Raw genomic sequence first — 20,808 nt, forward strand, 5'->3', positions numbered from 1 at the left:
CCATCGCCCACCCCCTGTGTCCGTGCCGCTCCGCTCCGGAACCCCGCGCCGACTCTAGCGCTGCGGCCCCACCACGGAAACGCCCGGAGCACGCCCCGGCTACGACAGGAAGACCCCTGAAAACACCGACGGTCCCCGAAAACGCAGACAGCCCGCAGGCTGCTCCTGCGACGCCGGCCCGTGCACTGGCCTGGCGCCGAGGCACCGGGGATGTACCGGTGAGCCTGCGGGCCGGGTGACTGCTATGGATTTCGCCTGCCGGAGGCCAAGGGCCTCACCCCGCGCAGGCAGGGGCGGCTCTAGCGAGCAGCCACCTCACGCATCCTGGTCGTACTCAACTCAGGATCACCTCCTTTCAGTGTGCCGCCACCATAGGCAGGCCACTGTCGGGAGGGCAACGGATTTATCCGGGTGCGTCGCTCACGCGGTCTTGAACTGGCTCTTGAACTTGGCGAAGTCGATGACGTTGTCGGCCGGCGGGGCCTGGATGGTCAGCGGCTTGTCGAAGTCGGAGAAGTCGATCTGGCCGCTGCCGTCCGTGCCGCCGGTGTGCTCGATCCGGACCGGGTACGGCTTGCCCTCGGTGGCGACGTGGATGGTCGACACCCCGCCCTTGGTGTCGGTGGACTTGAGGCTGAAGGTCTTCACGCCGTTGACGTTGCCGGCGGAGCCCTTCTCGACCTTGTTGTCGGTGCCGTCGTCCTCGGTGATCTTCTTGCTGAAGTCGGCGAGGTTGCAGACGCTGGAGAGGGACTTCATCTCCGGGTCGGTGTCGAAGCCGGTCAGGTAGCGGCCCTTGAACAGCTCGGCCGCCTGGGCGCCGTTCGGGCCGCCGAGGTTGGTCCAGAAGTCGGCGTCCGGCTTGACGTAGGAGGTCTTGCCGTCGCTGATGATCTCGAACTTGCCCATGCCGGGCATCGACATGGTGCCGGTGCACTGGCTCTTGTTGTCCAGGGACAGGTTCATCTCCATCTTCCCGTCCTCGTCGACCATGTTGCCGCTGATCTTGAGGGCGGTGGCGCCGGCCAGGGCGTCCTTGGCCTGCTTCTCGATGTCCTGCGCGCTGAGCTTGTCGGTGTCGAGCTTCTGCGAGGCGGCCGCCTTGGAGTCGCCGCCACCCTTGCTGTCGCCCTTGTTGTCACCGCACGCGGCGGTGCCGGCTGCCAGGACGAGGCAGATCGCGGCGGTGCTGACCAGGCGCTTCGAGAGCATTGGTGCTTCCTTGTCCCGGGGGTGGCCCCGGGCCGCCCCCAACTGGATGAATTTTTCCTCAGTATGGGTCAGGCGCCAGACGGGGGATCTTGCAATCCGCCGCCGTTACAGCTTCGTGGCAGGACCGTGCTCTCCGTGTACCCGGGAACGCGAAAGGCCCGGAGGACGAGTCCTCCGGGCCTTTCGTGCTACTGAGTAGCGGGGACAGGATTTGAACCTGCGACCTCTGGGTTATGAGCCCAGCGAGCTACCGAGCTGCTCCACCCCGCGTCGGTGAACACAACAATACGTGGAAGTCGCCGAGATGGGAAATCGGTTCTGCGAGCACCCCCGCCGCGGGCCCGGCGCACCCCCGCGGCGGGCCTCAGCCGCCCCCGGCGGGGTGCCCGGCGGGCCGCCGCCCGCCCCGTGCCCCGTGCCGGGCCGAGCGGGCCCTCGCCCAGGCCGCGAAGCAGACCAGCGCGACGAAGCAGGGCACCATCAGCGCCGCGTACACCACCAGGAAGCCGTGCGTGCCGAGGTCGGCGGCGGCGTTCCAGGTGCCGTGCAGCACCATCGCCAGCAGCAGCCCGGTCGGTGCGGCCAGCCGGGCGAGCCAGTGCCGCCCGGTGGTCAGGGCGACGGCCAGGCCGATCCCGGTGAGCGCGGTGAACAGCGGGTGGGCGAAGGGCGAGAGCAGGGCGCGCAGCACGAAGGTCTGCACGGTGCTGTCGAAGTCGCGCAGGCTGGGCGGATCACCGAGCCCTATGCTGTCCAGCCGCTGCCGCTGGTCGCTGGTGAAGGCCCGTCCCAGGTAGAGGGCGTTCTCGGTGAAGGCGAAGCCGCAGGCGGTCGTCCCGCCGAGCACCACCCCGGCGGCCAGGGTGCGGGGCCGGGAGCGGCGGTGCGGTGCGCCGCCGGACGGCGGGGCGGGGCAGAGGTAGGGCAGCGGCCGCAGGTAGGGGCGCAGTCGCAGCCGGCCCCGGGCGTGCGGCCCGACCTCGCGGCGCGGGTACGGGCGGGGGCGCCGGGGCGCGGACGACCGGTGCAGCAGCGGCGCGCAGGGGCGCCCGGTGCGGCGGCCCCGGCAGCGCAGTCGTCGGCCGAGCGGCAGCAGCAGCACCAGCAGGGCGGTGGCCTTGGCGGTCTCCTCGATCACCGGGGTGGCGATCCCGGCGCCGAGCAGTGCGCCGAGCGGGCCACGGTGCCTGGTGAGGTAGCTGGCCGTCCAGTTGTTGGCGAGGATGGCGACGGTGGTGGCGGCGCAGGCGCCCCAGGCGAGGCAGAACGCGGTGTGCCTCAGCGGTACCCGGGCGGTGAGGTTGAGCCAGGCCAGGCCGCCCAGCACGAAGGGCAGCGGCACCATCGCCAGCCCCAGGCCGACCAGCAGTCCGACGGTGCCGGTCTGCCGCTGGACGAGGTGCAGGATCAGCACGCCGCAGCCGAGCAGGACGAGGACGGCGGTCGCGGTGACCGAGGAGAGCACCGTCGGGCGGCTGCGGCCCGGCGGCCCTCCGGGGGCGCCGGCCGCGCCGACGGCGGCGGAAGCGGTGGCGAGGACCCTCACGGTCGGCGGTGACGAGCCCCCCGGCCGGGGCAGCAGCCGTCGGTCCCGGCGCCACCGGGGCCCCGGGATCGTCCGGGTGTCGCCGGTGCCCGGGACCGTCTCCGGTGCGTCGGCGGCGACCCGAACAGCCGTCCGAACCGTCGTCAGGGCGGTCGGCCGGGACCCGCCGCCGGACGGGCTGCCCATGCGGCACAGGGTAGGCCACGGCAGCCGCCCGTCGGGAGGACTCGGGACGAAACGTCCGTTCGGGGCACGTCCGTACGGCCGCCGCGCGGCCGCCGTTCGAACGGCGGCCGGTGGGTCAGCGCCGGCGGAACAGCAGGTCGTGGACCACGTGGCCCTTGGCGATCCCGGCCCGTTCGAACTTGGTGACCGGCCGCCACTCCGGTCGCGGTGCGTAGCCCGGGATGCTGCCGTCCGGGTGGTCCGCGGGCTCCAGCCAGCCGGTCCCGTCACCCTCGGGGTGCAGGTTCTCCAGCTCCGGCGAGGCGGACAGCACCGCCAGCATCTGCTCCGCGTACGGCTCCCAGTCGGTGGCGCAGTGCACCAGGGCGCCGGGGGCGAGCCGGGGCAGCACCAGGTCGAGGAAGGACTCCTGGACCAGCCGGCGCTTGTGGTGCTTGGGCTTGGGCCACGGGTCGGCGAAGAACACCCTCAGGCCGGCCAGCGAGGCGTCCGGGAGCATGTCGCGCAGCAGGATCACCGCGTCGCCGGCGGCGAGCCGGACGTTGTCCGAGCCGTCGCGCTCCAGCAGGCCGAGCAGGTTGCCGTGGCCCGGGGTGTGCACGTCGGCGGCGAGGATGCCCGTGCCCGGGTCGGCGGCGGCCATCGCGGCGGTGGTCTCGCCCATGCCGAAGCCGATCTCCAGCGTCACCGGCAGCTCGCCGAACAGCTCCCGCAGGTCGAGCGGCGTGCCGTCGATCGGGATGCCGTACGTCTCCCAGCCGCGGTCCAGCGCACCGGCCTGGGCGTTGGTCATCCGGCCCCGGCGCGGCTGGAAGCTGCGGATGCGACGCTCCCGGTGCTGCTCCTCGGTGGCCTTGTGCGGGTACATCGGCGCGGGGTAGCCGGCCGGCGCGGCGGAGAGCCGGGCGGACGGCGAGGGCTGGGGGATCGGGGCGGTGGCAGTCACAATCCCCCGAGTCTACGGGGCCGTGCGGGGCGCCCGGCGGGGTGTGTGACGGGGCTCATCCGCCCGCCTCCAGCGCGGCCAGGGCCCGCCGGGCCACCTCCCGGCCGATCGGCAGCGAGGCCGTCGCGGCCGGGGAGGGGGCGTTCAGCACGTGCACCGCGCGGCGCGGGGAGCCCGGGTCCTGCGGGTCGAAGCCGGCGAAGGCGAAGTCGTCCAGCAGCGAGCCGTCCCGGGCCACCGCCTGGGCCCGCACCCCGGCGGTGGCCGGCACCAGGTCCTCGGCGGAGACGGCGGGCAGCAGCCGCCGGACGGCCGTGGTGAACGCCCGCTTGGACAGCGAGCGGTGCAGCTCGCCCAGCTCGTACCGCCAGTGCCGGCGGGCGATCCGCCAGGTGCCCGGGAAGGCCAGGGTCCCGGCCAGGTCGCGCGGGCGGACGGTGCGCCAGTCGTAGCCCTCGCGGGCCAGTGCGGGCACCGCGTTCGGGCCGACGTGGACGTCCCCGTGGATCCCCCGGGTGAGGTGCACGCCGAGGAACGGGAACGCCGGGTCGGGCACCGGGTAGACCAGGCCGCGCACCAAGTCCCTCCGGTGCTCGGCCAGTTCGTAGTACTCGCCGCGGAACGGCACGATCCGCACCCCGGTCTCGTCCCCGGCCATCCGGGCGATCCGGTCGCTGTGCAGCCCGGCGCAGTTCACCAGCACCCGGCACCGCAGCTCGCCGGTGGTGGTGCCCACCGTCACCCCGTCCCTGCGCCGCGCCACCGTCCGGACCTCGCTGCCGGGCCGCAGCTCGGCCCCGGCCTCCCGGGCCAGCCGGGCGTAGGCGGTGGCGACGGCCGGGAAGTCGCAGATGCCGGTGGTGCCGACGTGCAGCCCGGCGAGCCCGGACACCTCCGGCTCGTACCGGGCGATCCCGGCCCGGTCCAGCTCGGTGACCGGGATGCCGTTGGCCCGTCCGCGCTCCGCCAGGGCCGCCAGCCGGGGCAGCTCGGCGGCGCCGGTGGCCACGATCAGCTTGCCGGTCACCTCGTACGGGATGCCCTGCTCGCGGCAGAACGCCACCAGCTCGGCGGCGCCCTCGACGGCGAACCGGGCCTTGTACGAACCCGGTTTGTAGTAGACGCCGCTGTGGATCACCCCGCTGTTGCGCCCGGTCTGGTGCGCCGCGAAGCCGGTCTCCTTCTCCAGAACCGCGACCCGCAGCCCCGGCCGCGCCCCGGTCAGTGCGTACGCCGTGGCCAGCCCGACGATCCCGCCGCCCACCACCAGCACATCGATCTCGTCCGCCACCACAGGCTCCTCGCCTCGCCCGGCCCGCCCCCACCGCCGCCGATGCTGCCACGGCGGCCGGGCCGGGTCGAGAGTGCGAACGGCCCGCACGGGAACGGCGTTCGGGCCGGGAAGGAACCACCCCCGTGGATCCCTTCCCGGCCCGCCCGCCCCCGGCGGTGCCCGATGCCGGGCCCGGCCCCGCCGGGGGTCCGGTGCGGTCCCGTCCCGCAGCCCCGGCCCCCACGACCGGTGCTGCGGGACGGCCGGCGACCGCGCGGGCCGGCGGCCCCCTCACTCCTCCCAGGGCCAGTGGGCGTTCGCCCCGGCCTCCAGGAGCGGGATGAGGCGGAAGGCGGCGTCGCTCAGGCCGCCGAAGGTGTGGCGGTGGGCGCCGCCGCTGGGGCCGTGGGCCGGCGCGTAGCCGGCCAGGTTCCAGGTGTAGACGGGGACGTGGGCGGGGACGGCGGCGAGGGGGTCGCCACCCCAGTGGTTCGGGCCGGTCTGCTCGTCGGTGACGATCACCACCCGGTCGTGGCCGCGGTAGTGGGCGCGCACGGCGTCGGCGGTGTTGGTGCCGCCGAGGCTGGAGAAACGATCCAGCACCCGCAGCACCGCCTCGCCCCGGCCGACCTCGACCACCCGGCTGGTGGTGCCGAACTCGACCAGGTCCGCGTCGGCGGCACGGACCTTCAGCGCGGTGCCGAAGATCGCCGCCGAGTCGGCCCGGTTGAGCTCGGTCGGGCCGCCGGAACGGTCGAACATCGAGCCCGAGCGGTCCACCAGGACCAGCGTCCGGCCCGGCAGCTCCGGCACGTTGGCCAGCGAGTGGCCGAGCGCGGTCTCCAGGGCGTGCCCCCAGCGCAGCGAGGGCGCGTGCCGGTGCGCGGACAGGTAGCGGAACGGGAACTGGCGCGAGCGCCGTACCTCGCCCTTGTCGGAGATCCGCCGGGCCACGTCGGCCGCGACCGCGTCCGACACCCCCGCCTGGTCGAAGTTGCGCAGGTTCCGCACCAGCGCCATCGGCCCCATCGACGGAATGACCGCCTCCCAGACCGGCGCGTCCAGCGGCCCCTGCAGCCATCCGGCCAGCGCCTCCCAGGTCAGCCCGGCGGCGGCCAGCCGCTCGGCGCCGTCCTCGGCGGTCACCGCTGCCCGCCGCTCCTCGACCGGCAGCGCGAGCAGCTCGCGGTTGGCGGTCAGCAGCGGCTCGGACACGGGCGGGACGGCCTCGTCCGGCCGGTGCCGGCGGTCCAGCGCGTACGCGAACAGGGCGCCCTGCCACGGCTTGTCCGGGTCCGGCGCGGGGTGGGTCAGCTCGATCACGTCACCGAAGCGGTAACCCTTGCCCGCCGTGTCGTACTTGAGCAGCGAACGGGCGTCGTAGAGGCGCCGGATGCCGTCCGCGACACCGCGCTTGAGCGGCTTGGGCAGCGCCCGGCCGTAGCGCGAGGTCCAGTAGGCGAGCAGCTCACCGGGCTCGTCGGCGCGCCGCAGCACCGCCGCGACGGCCTGCCGGGAGTGCCCGTGGGCACCCGCGTCGAGCCGGGCCCGGGTGAACTCGGCGGCGCCGACCAGGGCGGCGGTGCGCATGTGGGCGCCGTAGCGCAGCCAGCGCAGCAGCCCGAGGGTCCACTCGGGATCGGAGACGGCGAGTTCGCGCACCAGCGCGGTGTAGCGGTCGTCGCGCTCGCCGCCGCGCTCGTAGTAGGTGTCCTTGCCGACCATGTTGGCCATCGCGAGCAGGAACAGCTCGGACCGGGCGTCCCGGACGTGGCCGGTGCCGCCGTTGTGGTTGCGGGTGAGCCGTCCGGTCGTGGTCACCGGCGAGCTCGGGCCCGCCTTCGCCCTGCGGATGTTGAACCTGGACATGGGACAGCCCCCCTCGGCCTGTCGGTGTCAGTGGGAGGGAGGCGTGCTGCGTCCGGGGTGCCCGAGATCGTGCCGACCGTCGCGAGGACGGCCGGCGTCGGCGGAGGTTTGTATGCCTTGTGCTCTGTCCATTGAGCTAGCGCCCGCGCTCGCGCACGGCACGCCCGGGACTCGAACCCGGAACCGCAAGATCCGAAGTAACCCCCGCCTGCGCACCGGGCATTCCGAAGCGCACTGCCTCCCGAGATCAGAGGTGGCCGCGGTCGATGGAACTCAGCTTCACCGCGCCCACGGGGGGCACTCGACCGAAGTAACCGCTGCCGTCGCACCGGGAGGTGCGGACGAACTATTCACGTATGGGTGTCCAGAGTTCGAGGACGGCTGAGGTGACGAAGCTGCTCTGGCCACTGAGCTACACCGGCCCGAAGCCGATGACGGGATTCGAACCCGCGACCTGCCCAATTGGGAGTTGGAAGTAACCTCTGCCTGCGCACCTGGACGAGAGAGACCTTAGCCAGGCCCCTCTCGCAGGCGCACCTCATTTACCGTCAGGCATCAGCCGGTGCAGCGGCGGGCCCGCCCGGTGCAGCAGCCGACCCGCCCGGCGGAGTGGGAGCCCCGCCCGGCGCGGTGGCGGGCCCGCCCGGCGCCCCTCAAGCCGGAGCGACGATCACCGCCCGCGCCCGCTCGGTCAGCTCCCGCACCCGGCGCTCGCCCTGGAACGGCTCCAGGCGCCGCAGCATCTCCACCACGTACTCCCGGCTGCGCTGCGAGGAGATCCGGCCGGCCACCTCGACGGCGCGTTCGCCGGCGGCGACCGCGGCGTCCAGGTTGCCCGCCTCCGCCTCGGCCATCGCCGAGACCACCAGCCGCAGGCCGTGCGAGCGGACGAAGCCCTCGGTGGGCTTGGCCAGTGCCTCGCGGGTGAACTGCCGCACCTTGGAGGGCACTCCGAGGTCGCGGAAGCACTCGGCGGCGTCGGCGGCGAGCCGGTCGTAGGCGTAGAAGTCGATCCACGCCGGATCGGGATCCCCGGCGCGCGCTCGTTCGAGTGCGCTCTCCGCTGCGCCGAGCGCCGTCGCACACGCCGCCGCGTTGCGGGCCTTGGCCTGGGCCCGCGCCTCCACCAGGTGGAAGAAGCTCATGGTGCGGGCGGTGGCCAGGCCCCGGTTGCGCTCCAGGGCGGCCTGCGCCAGGTCCACCGCCTCCTCGGCGAAGCCCCGGTAGCCGGCCTGCAGGCTCATCGAGGCCAGCACGTAGCCGCCGAGCGGCACGTCGGCGGCGGCCCGGGCGAGCCGCAGGGCCTGGATGTAGTACCGCTGGGCGGCCTCGTGCTGCCCGGTGTCGAAGGCCATCCACCCGGCCAGCCTGGTCAGTTCGGCCGTCGCCCCGAACAGCGCCCGGCCGACCGCGTCGCTGTACGAGGCCAGCAGCAGCGGCGCCGCCTCCACCCGCAGGCACTCCGGCACCATCGACGAACGCCAGTCCCCGCCGCCGTACTTGGAGTCCCAGCGGCGGGCCTCCTGGGCGGCCTCGCGGAGCTTGGCGGCGTCCGAGTGGCCGACCCGGTAGGAGGACGTGTCGCTGGGGGAGCGCGGCACCTCGCGGGCCACCGAGCCGTCCGCCGGGGTGATCAGCCAGCGGGAGACGGGCGTCGCGTAGGCGGCGACCGAGAAGGTGCCGGCCAGGCTGTCGCTCCACCGGCCGCCGCCGGGGCCCCGGCGCAGGTCGAGGTCGACCCGCCACAGGTCGGTGGCGGAGCGGACGGCCTCGGCGACGTCGCGCGGGAAGGCCAGGCCGAGTTCGGGCGCCGGGTCGGTGTCGCCCAGGCCGATCTCCTCCAGCGGGACGGGCCGGCCGAGCTTGCCGCCGATCGCGGTGGCGATCAGGTGCGGGACGGGCCCCTGCGGGACCATGCCCTTGCTGACCCACCGGGCCACCGAGGTCTTGTCGTACCGCAGGGTCAACCCCCGCTGTGCGCCCAGGTCGTTGACCCGGCGGGCCAGTCCGGCGTTGCTGATCTGGGCGAGGGTCAGGAGCGTGCCGAGCCGTTCGTTCGGTCCACGTGGGCTGACGGTCATGGTGGCGGCGGCACCTCCTGCGGCCTTGTGCGCGGGGCCCGGGCGGCACCGGGCCGTAGCTGCTGTACCTAGAGTAGTCGGACGCGTTCCGACGGTTAAGAGGTCGCATTCCGGATGGCGGGATCGCGCACTCGGCGGCGCCGCACGGGGGTTGGTCCGGACCACTCGGATCCGGCCGATCGCGCCGCGCGCCGGAGCGTCGTGCTCCGGTCCCGTGTTCACGTGCGCCCGGCCGTGCCCCCTGGCCGCACCGGCTGGTCGGCGATTCGCTGGTGGTCGTGGGTCGGCCCGCCGTCGAGGACCCGGCGGGCCGGGGGATGCCGCCGCCTCAATCCCCGCGGGCGGCGGTGAAGTCCGGGAGGGCATGCGGATGCCCTCCCGGGCTGGGCGACGCCTTTCGGCCATCTCGCGATGCCCATGCCAAGGCGGCCCGCGGGCGGTCCGGGCCAAGGAGGGGGAGGCCCGGCCCGCCCGGCCCCGTCCCGCCGCCGTGGGCGCCCTCCGCCCTCGTTCCGCCCCGCCGCCGTGGGGAGTTCAGCCCCGGTTCCGTCCCGCCGCCGAAAGGCCGCCACCGAAGCGGAACCCGCAACACCGGCCACAGCGACGCCGAGCGGTGGCACGATGTCCCTGACGGCGCATCGAGCTGCGGGGGCACGTCGGGACGCGCACGGGCCGCCACGGCACACCCACCCGGCGTTCGGCACGCCGCGCGGATGCAGGTCCTCGTCCGGTGGAGGCGCGATGCGGTGGCTGACGGGCTGGTGCACGGGCGGGCCCCGGGCGGGCACGCCCGCGCACGGGACGCCCGGCACGGTCGCGCCGATCGCCGCGCGCCCGCTGTGGACCGGATCCGACCCGCTCTGGGCCGTCGGCGACTGGCGCCCCGAGGAGATCCGCCTGGTCACCCTCCGCCCCGGCGCCCCCGCCGTGGTCAGCAGCGGCCCCACCGCCCCCGACCCGATCGAGGACACCCCCGCCACCACCAGGCTCGCCGTCCTCGGCCACTGCGGCGCCACCGACGCCGAGCTCGCCGCCGGCCTCGCGGCCGCCCGCGGCGGCGCGGTCCGCCACCTCACCGCCTGGCCCGGCAGCTACGCCGTCGTGCTGCGCGCCGGCACCCGCTCCACCCTGCTGCTCACCGACCTCGCCGGCGCCCAGCCGGTCTTCCACACCCCCTGGGCCGGCGGCACGGCGTACGCCACCGCCGCCCTCCCGCTGGCCGACCTGGTCGGCGCCGCCCTGGACACCGGCCACCTCGCCGCCCGGCTCGCCTGCCCCGAGTCCCCCGAGGCGCTCGGCACCGGAACGCCGTACCTGGGCGTCCAGCAGGTGCCGCCCGGCCACGTGCTCGGGATCCGCGGCGGCCGTCCGTACCTGTCCGGCTACGACGACCCGGTCTCCGCCGAGCAGCCCCGCGACGAGGCGCCCGCCGTCCGCGAACTCACCCGCGCCCTGCTGGAATCCGTCCGCTCCCGGGTCCGCACCACCGCGCCGGTCCTCGACCCCGCCGGGCGGGCCCGGCTCGGCGTCGACCTCTCGTACGGCACCGCCTCCGCCACCGTCGCGCTGCTCGCCGCCGCCGTACCGCTGCCGCCGGTGCCCGCGGCGACCGTCCCGGCCCCGAGGGCACCGGGGGCCGCAGGGCTTCCGGGAGCCGCGGGGGCAGCCGGGATGCAGGGGGCCAGGAACGGCGCGGTCAAGGGTTCCTGGGCCCGGGCCGCCGCCCCGGAACCCGCCGCGCCCGAGCAGCTGGCCGCCGTCACGCTCGGCGAGACCGAGCCGCCGGCCACCCTCGCGCTCGCCCCCGACACCCCGCGACTGCGGCACACCGTGCTCGACCCCGGCCCCGACACCCTCCCGTACGCCGGGCTGCGCACCGACCCGCAGGCCGGCCGGCTCACCGACGAGCCCGGGCCCGAACTCGTCGCCGCCGCCCGCGCCGAGGCCCGCTTCGACGCCGGCGGCACCGACCACCTCACCGGCTACGGGGCCCGCCAGGTCCTCGACGGCCACCCGGCCCGCCTCGCCGACCTCATCCGGGCCGGCCGCCCGCGCGAACTCCTGCCCCCGGTCGCCGCGCTGGCCGGGGCCGACCGGGCCGTCGCGGGCGTCCTGGCCGGCGCGCTGCGCACACCGCTCACCGTGGTCCGCGCCGCCCACCGGCTCTCCCGGGTCGGCTACGCCGAGGCGCTGGACGAGGCCGCCGCCAAACTGACCGCCCGCCACGTCCCGGAGGGCGGCGGGACGGCGGGGAGCCGCTCGGCCGTCGACCTCGCCTGGTGCGTGCCCGGGCCGGCCGCCCGCTGGCTCTCCGACGAGGCGCTCTCCTCGGTGGCCCTGCGGCTCCGCCTGGCGGCGCGCAAACCGGCGCCCGACGAACGCCCCGGCGCGCGCCGCGCCCGGCACGCCCTCTACCGGCAGGCACGCTCCTTCCGCACGCTCGTACACGCAGCCGAACAGCCCGGCCAACGGCTGCACGCGCCCTTCCTCGACAACCAGGTCGTCCGGGCCGCCCGCCTCCTCCCCGACGACGTCCGCCTCCAGCCCGGCGCCCGGCACGCCCTCCTGCACGCCGTCCTCACCGGTGCCGGCCGCACCGACCTGCCCCCCGACTGGGGCCGCGGCCCCCGCCCCGACCGCACCGCGCCCGCCCGCGCCGGACTGCGCCTCGCCGCCGACGGCCTCGCCGAACTCTTCGACGCCCCCCTCCTCGCCGAAGCCGGCCTCATCGACCTCCCCGCCGTCCGCGCCGGCCTCGCCGACTCCGCGGACCCCGCCTCCCCGATCTCCCCCGGTGCGCTCGCCGGCCTGGCCGAGCTCGTCTCCGCCGAACTCTGGCTGCGCCGCGTCCGCGCCCGCCGCCACGGCGCCTGCTGGACCGGCCTCCCGCACCCCCAGCCCCCCGCCCTCACCCCCTGACCCGACGCAGGACGGCCCTGCCGCGCGGGGGGCCGCCTCCGCGCTCCGCCGCCCGTCGACCGGGCCGCACCCACCGACCCGCCCTCCCTCCCTCGGCGCGGTTGCGGCGGCGGCGTCGTCCGGGCGCCCATGATGGCGGGGTTGTGGATCCGGGGCGAGGAGGGTGTGCGGTGGCCGGTGGGAGCGCGGGGCGGGACGTGCCCGTGGTGCTGTCGGTGCTCGGGCGGCCGCCGGCCGGCCGACCGGCCGGGGTGCTGGCGGCGTGCGACGGGTCGGACGGGTCGCTGTGGGCGCTGGACCGGGCGATGACGGAGGCGGAGCTGTTCGGCCTGCCGCTGTACGTGCTGGCCGTGGTGAACCCGGCGCCGGCCGGCTATCCGCCGGGGATGGCGGAGCTGGTGCAGGAGAGTGTGGAGACGCTGGTCGAGAGCACCGCGGACGGGCTGCGCCGCTCGGTGGTCGCCGTGCAGCGGCAGCGCCCGACGCCGTACGCCGGGGAGATGTCGCTGCACGTGGTGCTGGGCAACGTCATCGAGGTGCTGCTGGAGGCGGCGCCCCGGCAGCACACGATGGTGGTCGGCACCCGGGGCAACGGCGGGTTCGCCCGGCTGCTGCTGGGGTCGGTGAGTTCGGCGATGGTGCACCACGCGGCGTGCCCGGTGCTGGTGGTCCCGGCGCCGCCGGCCGGCTGAACCGGCAGGTCACGGAGTTGTCGGGAATGTACCGAGATGGTTCATCGTTCACCCATCTCGTTCACCTCTGACAAGACGCCCCCTGGAGACCCCGCATGAAGGTCGAGATCTGGTCCGACATCGCCTGCCCCTGGTGCTACATCGGCAAGCGCCGCTTCGAGCAGGCCCTCGCGGACTTCCCGGGCAAGGAGCAGGTCGAGGTCGTCTACCGCCCGTACCAGCTGGTCCCGGACGCCCCCTCGACGGCGAGCCCGCACCGCGCCTGGCTGGCCGAGCGCTACGGGCCCCAGTCGGTGGCGATGGACGCCCGGGTGGCCGAGCTGGGCCTCGCCGAGGGCATCGCGTACGACTTCGACGCCGCGCTGCACGCCAACACCTTCCTCGGCCACCGCCTGCTGCACCTCGCCGAGTCCGAGTACGGCCCGGAGGTCCAGGGCCGGCTGAAGGAGGCGCTGCTCAAGGCGCACTTCACCGACGGCGTCGACGTCGGCGACCGCGCCGCGCTGGCCGACGTCGCCGTGGCGGTGGGCCTGGACCGGGAGCGGGTGACCGCCTACCTGGCGGGCGACGAGGGCACCGCCGAGGTCGACGCCCAGCTGGCCGAGGGCCGGGAGCTGGGGATCTCCGCCGTTCCCACCTTCGTGTTCGAGGGCAAGTGGGCGGTCCAGGGCGGCCAGGACGCCGAGACCTTCCGCAAGGTGCTGGACCAGGTCGCCACCGAGATCGGCGAGCGCCGGCCCGCCCCGGTGCAGGTCGCCCCGGCCGGGGAAGCCTGCGCGGACGGCGCCTGCGCCATCTGACCCCCTCCGGGCCCCGGCGGCCCGGAGCCCGAGGCCCGTTTCCGGTGCACCTGCCTCAGGAGCACCGGAAGCGGGCCTCGGCCCAGTCCGCGACGTTCAGCGCCGACCAGATCCCGTTCGCCGGCGTGACCACCAGCCGGATCGACTTCTGCCCGGCCAGTGGCACGTGCACCGGCACGGCGTCGTCACCGACGGCGAGCGGCCGGGAGCGCCACAGGGTGCGGCCGTCGCCTCCCTCGACGGAGAAGACCACCCCGCCGGGCGAGAGCGTGGCGTCGTCCACTCCGGCCACCGCGTCGAAGGACGTGCAGCTGCGGTTGAGGTCGATCAGGGTGGTCGCCGGGGCGCGCACGGTGAGGACGTGCGCGTGGTGGTCACCGCCGATCCAGCCGCCGACGCGCTGCCAGAAGTTGTCGCTGCCCTTCTGCCGGATGCTCGGCTGGGGCGGCGGCACCCGGTTGTGGCCGGGCTTGATCACGGGCAGCGCGTCGGCCCAGAAGTCGGTGGGCAGCGGCGGAGTGGGCGGTGTGACGGTCGGGGTCGGCACCCGCGGCGGGGTGGGCGTCGGGACGACGGGCGGCTCGGGCACGGGCACCGGCGGCAGGGTCGGCGCGGGCACGACCGGGGGCACGAAGGTCGGCTTCGGGGCCGCCGGGCTGCTGGGCGCGGCCGGGGCGGGCTTCGGCGCCTTGGCCGCGGGCGGTGCCGGAGCGGGTTTGACGGGCGGCTGCGCACCGGGGCTCGGCGCGGGCTGCTCCGGGGGCGGCGCGGCGCTGCTGGGCGCGGGTGCCGGGGCGGGCGCGGGGGGCGCCGGTGCCGGAGGGGGCGCCGCCGGGGAGGGGGCCGCCGGGGAGGGGGCCGCCGGGGAAGGCGCGGCCGGGGCGCTGACGGCGGGGGGAGCGGCCGCCGGGGGAGTCGGCTCGGACGAACCGGTCAGCGCGTAGGCGGCGACGGCGGCCGCGGCCACCGCGACGGCGGCGGCGATCCCGGCCTTGGCGGCCGCGCCCAGGCCCTCGCCGGCCAGGGCGGCCGCGTGCCCGCCGGAGGCCGCACCGGCCCCCGCGGCCCCTCCGCCCGCGGCACCGCCCGAGCCCGCGGCACCGACGGACCCGGCCGCACCCGCCGAACCGCCCGCAGCCGAGCCGGCCGCCGCGCCCGAGGACCCGGCGCTCGCCGCCGCCGTCCCCACCGCCGCCCCGCCGACCGCGGCGACACCGCCGACGGCGGCCGCGGCGGCACCGAACCCGCCGACCCCGACCCAGACGAGCACGCCGCCGGGCAGCAGCGCGCGCAGGCCGGTGTTGATCTCGGTCAGTTCCAGGCAGGCCGCCGTGCAGCGGTCGCACTCCTTGAGGTGCCGTCCGACCTCCGCCGAGGCCCGCTTGCGCAGCGAGCCGCGCGCGTACGCGCCCAGCCGGTTGGCGTACCCCTCGCACGCCCGGTCCTGGCTGCCGGAGACGTGTGCCTGCAGGAACGCGGCGGCGAGCCGGTCACGGGCCCGGTGGGCCTGGACGGCGGTGGCGTTGGCGGTCTTGCCGAGCATCACCGCGACGGTCTTGGGGGACTCCCGTTCGACCTCGGTGTGCCAGAGCACCACCCGGTCGTCCTCGGGCAGTTCGGCGTAGGCCTGCATGACCATCCGCTGGTCGGCCATCGCCATCGCCCATGCGTCGGCGCCCGGGTCGGCCAGGTCGGGGTCGGCCACGGCGGCCGAGCTCTGCGCGAAGACGGCGAAGTCGTCCACGAGTTGCTCGCGCCGTTCGCTGCGGTGCCAGGCGGCGGCGACGTTGCGCACGGCGGTCAGCAGGTAGGCGCGGACGGCGAACTCCGGTCCCTTGCCCGCCCGCAGCGCCTGCAGGGTGCGGGCGAAGACCTCGCCCGCGAGGTCCTCGGCGGTGAAGCTGTCCCGGCAGCAGGTGCGCGCGTAGCGGCGGACCGATTCGGCGTGCCGGCGGTAGATCTCCTCGTACGCGGTGTCGTCGCCGGCCCGCACCCGGGCGGTCAACTCGGCGTCGGAGGGCGGCCGCTCACCGTCCACCGGGTCGGCGGGCGCGGGCACGGTCGGGCGCACGGGCCGGCCGCCGCCGAACTGCTCGCCGACGAACGCCTCGGGGGCGACGCCGCCGCGGCCCGCCGGGGCCTGGCCGGGCACCCGGCCGGAGGGCAGCGCGGCGGCCGATGCGGAGAGCGACTCACGGCTGGGCATCCCGGCCTGGTCGGGGACGTGTCCGGCCGCGGAACCCGGTGCGGCGCCGGAACCTTGGGCCGGTCCGCCGCCCCCGCCCGGGCTGCCGAGCCCGCCCGTTCCGCCGAGCCCGCCCGTACCGCCGAGCCCGCCGGAGCCTGCGGCTGACCCTTCGGCGGTACTACCCGAGAGGCCTCCGAAGTCGAGGCCGTACCCGTAGTCGTTCTGTTCCTCGGCGCTCACAACGGACCCCAGATTCCACGACAGCCCCCGTAGTGTGGCAGGGCGCGCAGACGTGCGTAGGCGCACGGTTCCCCGGCGTGCGGCGCCGACGGCGCGCGAAGGGCGCGCATCCGGACATTGGCTCCAACCACGGGCAAAGGATGGCATAGCGCAGGGACGCGCGGTAGCCGGACCGGCCGTTCCCCACTCTTCCGTGGGGCCGTCGCGGATGTGTTCGCCCAGCGTGCGGCGCCCGGTCGCGCGACACCCGCACCCGGCGCGCGCCCGCCCCGCGCGCCGGTGATCCGTCCAACTGCCCTGCTAGCCAAGCGCGGCGGCCACACCCGCCGCCGGGAGTCAGCGCGCCCGCAGACCGTCCAGCAGGATCTGCAGCAGCCGGTCCGCGGGACCGGTGAGCGCCTGACCGTCCGTCTGCGGAGCAACCGGCGAGAAGCCGCCCGCCGCCGGCGTCGAGACCGACGGGCGGGCCGCGTGCACCGGCACCGACGCGGTCAGCACCAGCACCACGTCCGACACCGTGACACCCGGCCGCAGTTCGCCCGCCGCACCGGCCCGCGCCACCAGCGCGGCCAGCAGCTGGAGCAGCAGCCGGGGATCGGCGTCGGCGGCCGACGGCTCGACCGCCCCGCCGGACCGGGCCTCCTCACCGCGCAGGTCGAAGCGGACCGCCGCGGGCGGTTCCGGCACCCGCTGTTGGGGCACCCGGCCCAGCTCCTCCGCGTAGCGGAACGCCTCCGGCGGCAGTAGCCGCCCGGCCCCGCTGCTCACCGCGCGGGCCAGGTAGCCGGCCAGCGACTCCCAGGCGCCGTCGCCGCCGTACAGCGACTCGCGCGCCTGCGCGGTCAGCCACGCCACCTCCTCGGCGGCGATCCTCTGGACCAGCACCTCCTTGCTCGGGAACCGTCGGTAGACGGTGCCGACGCCGACCCCGGCCCGGCGCGCGACCTCCTCCATCGGCGCGCCGTAGCCGAACTCGCCGAACACCTCGCGTGCCGCCCGCAGCACGCTCTCCAGATTCCGCCGGGCGTCCACCCGGAGCCGGGCCCCCGGCACCGGCGGCACGGCCTGCGCGGACTCGGTCCGGTACGGCGCGGCGCCCTGGAACATCCCGGCCTGCACCGACAGGTCCACCGGGCCGCGTTGCCCGGGCACCGTGCCCGGTCCGGCCTGCGGCGCGCCCGCCCTCCCCAACACCTGCTCCTGTTCCATCATCCCAACTCTCCCCCGCAGGCGTCCGAATCCGGACCCTGTCGTCGCCCGCCCCTGCACCCCCCGGTGCAGCTCAGCCCGTCAGAAATGACCCGATGAACCATCGCTCGTGCCGCCCGTCCCGTTCCGGTGACCACGGTTTCGTGCCGCCGGGCCGGGTCCATGTCCGGCTCGGCGCGTCGGCACCGCCCGGGGCCCTGTCCGGGAACTACCCTTCCCCGGATGACTGTCCCCCAGTCGGGTTCTCACGCCAACGCTGGAACTGGCCGTAGTGGCCGCTCCACGGTGCGTCGCCGCCGATTGTCATGGCGACAGCCGCCCCGGTACACAATCCGACCATAGTTCACGGCTCTTCGCGGCCGAAAGTGCGTCAGAAAGTCGCCCAGGAAGCACAACTGGCCACGACGGCCACTCGCGGCGCAACCAGCCCCGTACGGACTGTGGACAAGACCACCTCCGCCGGTCCTTCATAGGGGGGCGTGATGGGGGGACACCCCCGGCCGCGAGGCCGGGACGAAACGTTCATCGGCAGGAGGTGCACCATCAGGATCCTGATCGCCGGCGGCGGCTGCGCCGGTACGGCCACCGCACTCCACCTCCAGCGCGGCCTGCGGGAGCGGCTGCGGAGCGGCGAGGTGGAGATCACCGTGGTCGAGCCCCAGGCCTACTTCACCTACCACCCGCTGCTGGCCGAGGTCGCGGCCGGTTCGATCGACCCGAGACACGTGGTCGTCCCGCTGCGCAGGGTCCTGCCCGACTGCCGGGTGCTCACCGCCAGGATCACCCGGATCGAGCACGCCGCCCGCCGCGCCCTGGCCGACGCCGCGAGCCCCGGCGAACTCCCGGCGCCGATCGAACTGCCCTACGACGTCCTGGTGGTGGCCCCCGGATCGGTCTCCCGGGCGGCACCGGTGCCGGGCCTCGCCGAGCACGGCCTCGGCTTCTCCACCGTCGGCGAGGCGGTCGGCCTGCGCAACCACGTCCTGGAACAGCTCGACCTGGCCTCCGCCACCCGCGATCCCGCGCTGCGCCAGGCCGCACTCACCTTCGTCTTCGTCGGCGCGGGCTACGCGGGCGTCGGGGCGCTCGCGGAGCTGGAGGACATGGTCCGCACCGCCGTGCGCGGCTACCACAACGTCCGTGCGGAGGACCTGCGCTGGGTACTGGTCGAGGCGACCGACCGGATCCTCGCCGAGGAGTCGCCCGAACTCGCCGATCACACCCTCGGCGAGCTGCGCGAACGCGGCGTCGACATCCGGCTGCGCACCACCCTGGAGTCCGCCGTCGACCGGGTCGTCGCACTCTCCGACGGCAGCCGCTTCGGTGCCCGCACCCTGGTCTGGACGGCGGGCGTCCGGCCGTCCCCGCTGCTGCGCGACACCGACCTGCCGCTGGACACCCTCGGCCGGGTCCGCTGTCTGTCCACCCTGCAGGTGGTGGGACCGGACGGGCGGGCCCTGCCCGGCGTCTGGGCGGCCGGCGACTGCGCGGCCGTACCGGATCCGAACGCGCACGGCGCCCCCTGCGCGCCCAACGCCCAGCACGCCTTCGCCGAGGCCGCGCTGCTCGCCCGCAACATCGCGGTCGCCCTGGACGGCGGGCCGCACGCACCGGGCCTGGCGGAGTACGAGCCCGGTCCCGCGGCCTGCTCGACCTCGCTCGGCCCGCACCGGGCCGTCGCGCACACCCGGCGGGGCGGCAAGCTCACCGGCCGGCGGGCCTGGTGGCTGCACCGGGCGAGGCACCTGCGGCGACTGCCGACCGCGGAGCGCCGGGTCCGGGTGCTGATGGACTGGGTGCTGGGCGGGGTGTTCTCCCGCGAGGTGGTCTCGCTGGGTGCGATGGAGCACCCGCGTTCGGCGTTCGAGGAGGGGTTCGACCCGAAGTTCGGACGGCCGTCCGACGCCGGACCGGATGCGCCCCGCTGACCGCCCCCGCCGGTGCGGCCCGGAAGCCGATCGGACGGCCACGCCGGGCGCGCGACTTCCGAAACCGGGCCTCTGCCTGACAGGATCAGCCCGACCTGGTCATTACCCCGTGTACTGCCGTGTACACAAAAAGTGATGATATGCCTGGAAAACGAGGAAGCGGCCGTCGTTTGAACCTGATGCGTTGGAGCGCCCGGCTCACCGGAGTCCCCTGGCGTGCCACCCCGACTTGCGGGGTCGGCACCGACGAGGGCGCGCCCTCCGCCGACGGCGTCGTCGTGCCCAGCCCCCGCGAACCGGCCGGCTCCACCGGTGCCGCCTCCGAGCTCCTCGACCCGCACAAACCCCAGAACCTGCGCGAGGTCCTGAACCGCATCCCCGCACCAGTCGCCGTCACCTACGGCCCGCTCCACCAGCTCGGCTACGCCAACCGCGCCTACCGCGAACTCTTCGGCGAACGCCCCACCGGCCTGCCCGCGAGCGAGGCGCTCCCGGAACTCGGGACCATGGGCGTCCTGCCCCTGATGGACCAGGTCATCCGCGGCGGCCGCCCGCGCAGCGTCAAGGCCCGCTGCATCCTCGGCCTCACCGGCAACCGCTACTACAACGTCTCCTGCGTCCCGCTCGGCTCCGGCGACACCACCGACGCCCCCGCCGAGGGCCCGCCCGCCGGTGTCCTGATCTTCGCCGCCGAGGTCACCGACCAGGTCCTCGCCGCCGCCCGTCTGCGCGAAGCCGAACGACGCCAGCGCGAGGCCGCCGTCACCCTCCAGCGCAGCCTGCTCCCGCAGAAGCTCGACCAGCCGGCCGACCTGCGGGTCGCCGCCACCTACCAGCCCGGCGGCGCCGAGGCGGCCGTCGGCGGCGACTGGTACGACGTCATCGCCATCGACGGCGGGCGCACGGCACTCGTCATCGGCGACGTCATGGGCCGCGGCCTGCGGGCGGCGGCCGTCATGGGCCAGCTGCGCACCGCGGTCCGCGCCTACGCCCGCCTCGACCTGCCACCGCACGAGGTGATGCGCCTGCTCGACGGCCTCGCCATGGAGATCGACGCCAACCAGATCGCCACCTGCACCTACGCCGTCTGGGACCCGGAGCGCCGCACCCTCTCCTACGCCTCGGCCGGGCACCTCCCGATCCTGCTGCGCTGCCCCGACGGCACCATCCTGCGCAGCGAGGAACAGAACGGCCCGCCGCTCGGCACCGGGGGAGGCATGCACGTCTCCCACACCCTGCGCCTGCTCCCCGGCACGACCGGCGTCCTCTATACGGACGGCCTGGTCGAGCGTCGCGACGAGGACATCGACCAAGGCCTCGACCTCCTGGCCCGCACCCTGACCGGTGCGATCGGCGCCCCCGACGTCATCTGCGCCCGTCTGCTGCGGGCGATGGGCGTGACCTCGGAGCACGACGACGACGTCGCCGTCCTGGCCTTCCACCTGCCGGCGGCGGAGGTCGCCGAAAATTCGCTTGCGGGCCTTGACTCGGCCATCCCAGAGGTCTAGTGTTCTTCGAGTTGCCTGACGTGGAGCACCGGACACGCATCAGCGTGGACGGCCCCGGGGCGGCCAATCCTCTGAAACACCACTTCCCAGGTTCGGGCTGGGTTGCGTTCGCATTCCTGCGTCGCGGCTCGGTTCTTATTCGGCGTGCTCGTTTTATCGGATTGCGGTCGATTCGCCTTTCGGGGCAGGGATCGGCTAGAGTTTGAAACGT

Annotated in this window: 12 protein-coding genes, 1 tRNA gene and 1 pseudogene; 5 read left to right on the forward strand and 9 right to left on the reverse strand. The window is 75.4% G+C overall.

Annotated features, from left to right (window positions below; all coding sequences use genetic code 11):
• Nucleotides 1-420 precede the first annotated feature (420 nt).
• The 7 genes from ACZ7KX_RS33670 to ACZ7KX_RS33700 form a co-directional block, all read right to left on the reverse strand.
• Nucleotides 421-1,212, reverse strand: a complete 792-nt coding sequence (locus ACZ7KX_RS33670) for a hypothetical protein (protein ID WP_470329790.1) — start codon at nt 1,210-1,212, stop codon at nt 421-423.
• Between the two features lie 196 nt (nt 1,213-1,408).
• Nucleotides 1,409-1,482: transfer RNA gene (locus ACZ7KX_RS33675), tRNA-Met, on the reverse strand.
• A gap of 94 nt (nt 1,483-1,576) precedes the next feature.
• Nucleotides 1,577-2,944, reverse strand: a complete 1,368-nt coding sequence (locus ACZ7KX_RS33680) for a PrsW family intramembrane metalloprotease (protein WP_470329791.1) — start codon at nt 2,942-2,944, stop codon at nt 1,577-1,579.
• A gap of 115 nt (nt 2,945-3,059) precedes the next feature.
• Nucleotides 3,060-3,890 (reverse strand): tRNA (guanosine(46)-N7)-methyltransferase TrmB, encoded by an 831-nt coding sequence (trmB, locus tag ACZ7KX_RS33685; RefSeq protein ID WP_350525376.1) that lies wholly within the window; start codon nt 3,888-3,890, stop codon nt 3,060-3,062.
• 55 nt (nt 3,891-3,945) lie between these two features.
• On the reverse strand, nt 3,946-5,184 hold the full coding sequence (gene lhgO, locus ACZ7KX_RS33690; protein ID WP_470329792.1) for an L-2-hydroxyglutarate oxidase: 1,239 nt from the start codon (nt 5,182-5,184) through the stop codon (nt 3,946-3,948).
• Nucleotides 5,185-5,454: 270 nt separating this feature from the next.
• Nucleotides 5,455-7,032, reverse strand: coding sequence for a TROVE domain-containing protein (locus tag ACZ7KX_RS33695; protein WP_470329793.1), 1,578 nt, complete (start codon nt 7,030-7,032; stop codon nt 5,455-5,457).
• 653 nt (nt 7,033-7,685) lie between these two features.
• A complete protein-coding gene (locus tag ACZ7KX_RS33700) occupies nt 7,686-9,113 on the reverse strand; it encodes an MFS transporter (RefSeq protein ID WP_350525373.1) in 1,428 nt (475 codons plus the stop codon).
• A gap of 741 nt (nt 9,114-9,854) precedes the next feature.
• Between ACZ7KX_RS33700 and ACZ7KX_RS33705 the strand changes: the two genes are divergently transcribed.
• The 3 genes from ACZ7KX_RS33705 to ACZ7KX_RS33715 all read left to right on the forward strand — a co-directional run bounded on the left by ACZ7KX_RS33705 (nt 9,855) and on the right by ACZ7KX_RS33715 (nt 13,524).
• Complete coding sequence (locus ACZ7KX_RS33705) at nt 9,855-12,032, forward strand: asparagine synthase-related protein (RefSeq protein ID WP_470329794.1); 2,178 nt, start codon at nt 9,855-9,857, stop codon at nt 12,030-12,032.
• 170 nt (nt 12,033-12,202) lie between these two features.
• Entirely contained in the window at nt 12,203-12,724 is a 522-nt protein-coding gene (locus ACZ7KX_RS33710) for a universal stress protein (RefSeq protein ID WP_396552910.1), read from the forward strand.
• 95 nt (nt 12,725-12,819) lie between these two features.
• Nucleotides 12,820-13,524: a DsbA family oxidoreductase gene (locus ACZ7KX_RS33715; protein WP_470329795.1), complete on the forward strand. Its 705-nt coding sequence runs from the start codon at nt 12,820-12,822 to the stop codon at nt 13,522-13,524.
• Between the two features lie 55 nt (nt 13,525-13,579).
• Here ACZ7KX_RS33715 and ACZ7KX_RS33720 read toward each other — a convergent pair whose 3' ends face one another.
• Nucleotides 13,580-15,730, reverse strand: a complete 2,151-nt coding sequence (locus tag ACZ7KX_RS33720; protein WP_470329796.1) for a sigma-70 family RNA polymerase sigma factor — start codon at nt 15,728-15,730, stop codon at nt 13,580-13,582.
• A 558-nt stretch (nt 15,731-16,288) separates the two neighbouring features.
• The gene (locus tag ACZ7KX_RS33725; RefSeq protein ID WP_470329797.1) at nt 16,289-17,164 is read right to left on the reverse strand and encodes a TetR/AcrR family transcriptional regulator; all 876 of its coding nucleotides are present in this window, start codon (nt 17,162-17,164) and stop codon (nt 16,289-16,291) included.
• A 479-nt stretch (nt 17,165-17,643) separates the two neighbouring features.
• Here ACZ7KX_RS33725 and ACZ7KX_RS33730 point away from each other — a divergent pair, with 479 nt between their 5' ends.
• Together ACZ7KX_RS33730 and ACZ7KX_RS33735 are read left to right on the forward strand one after the other, a co-directional pair.
• Complete coding sequence (locus ACZ7KX_RS33730; protein ID WP_470329798.1) at nt 17,644-19,089, forward strand: NAD(P)/FAD-dependent oxidoreductase; 1,446 nt, start codon at nt 17,644-17,646, stop codon at nt 19,087-19,089.
• Between the two features lie 170 nt (nt 19,090-19,259).
• Nucleotides 19,260-20,582: pseudogene (locus tag ACZ7KX_RS33735) on the forward strand (SpoIIE family protein phosphatase); the annotation flags it as partial.
• Nucleotides 20,583-20,808 lie beyond the last annotated feature (226 nt).

The sequence above is a fragment of the Kitasatospora sp. NPDC038210 genome (assembly GCF_055600605.1).

Bases quoted from the DNA above. Each gene is read 5' to 3' on its own strand.
- ACZ7KX_RS33670 (WP_470329790.1), bottom strand. From the start codon at position 1,212: ATGCTCTCGAAGCGCCTGGTCAGCACCGCCGCGATCTGCCTCGTCCTG.
- ACZ7KX_RS33680 (WP_470329791.1), bottom strand. From the start codon at position 2,944: ATGGGCAGCCCGTCCGGCGGCGGGTCCCGGCCGACCGCCCTGACGACG.
- ACZ7KX_RS33695 (WP_470329793.1), bottom strand. From the start codon at position 7,032: ATGTCCAGGTTCAACATCCGCAGGGCGAAGGCGGGCCCGAGCTCGCCG.
- ACZ7KX_RS33700 (WP_350525373.1), bottom strand. From the start codon at position 9,113: ATGACCGTCAGCCCACGTGGACCGAACGAACGGCTCGGCACGCTCCTG.
- ACZ7KX_RS33705 (WP_470329794.1), top strand. From the start codon at position 9,855: ATGCGGTGGCTGACGGGCTGGTGCACGGGCGGGCCCCGGGCGGGCACG.
- ACZ7KX_RS33715 (WP_470329795.1), top strand. From the start codon at position 12,820: ATGAAGGTCGAGATCTGGTCCGACATCGCCTGCCCCTGGTGCTACATC.
- ACZ7KX_RS33720 (WP_470329796.1), bottom strand. From the start codon at position 15,730: ATGCCCAGCCGTGAGTCGCTCTCCGCATCGGCCGCCGCGCTGCCCTCC.
- ACZ7KX_RS33725 (WP_470329797.1), bottom strand. From the start codon at position 17,164: ATGATGGAACAGGAGCAGGTGTTGGGGAGGGCGGGCGCGCCGCAGGCC.
- ACZ7KX_RS33730 (WP_470329798.1), top strand. From the start codon at position 17,644: ATGGGGGGACACCCCCGGCCGCGAGGCCGGGACGAAACGTTCATCGGC.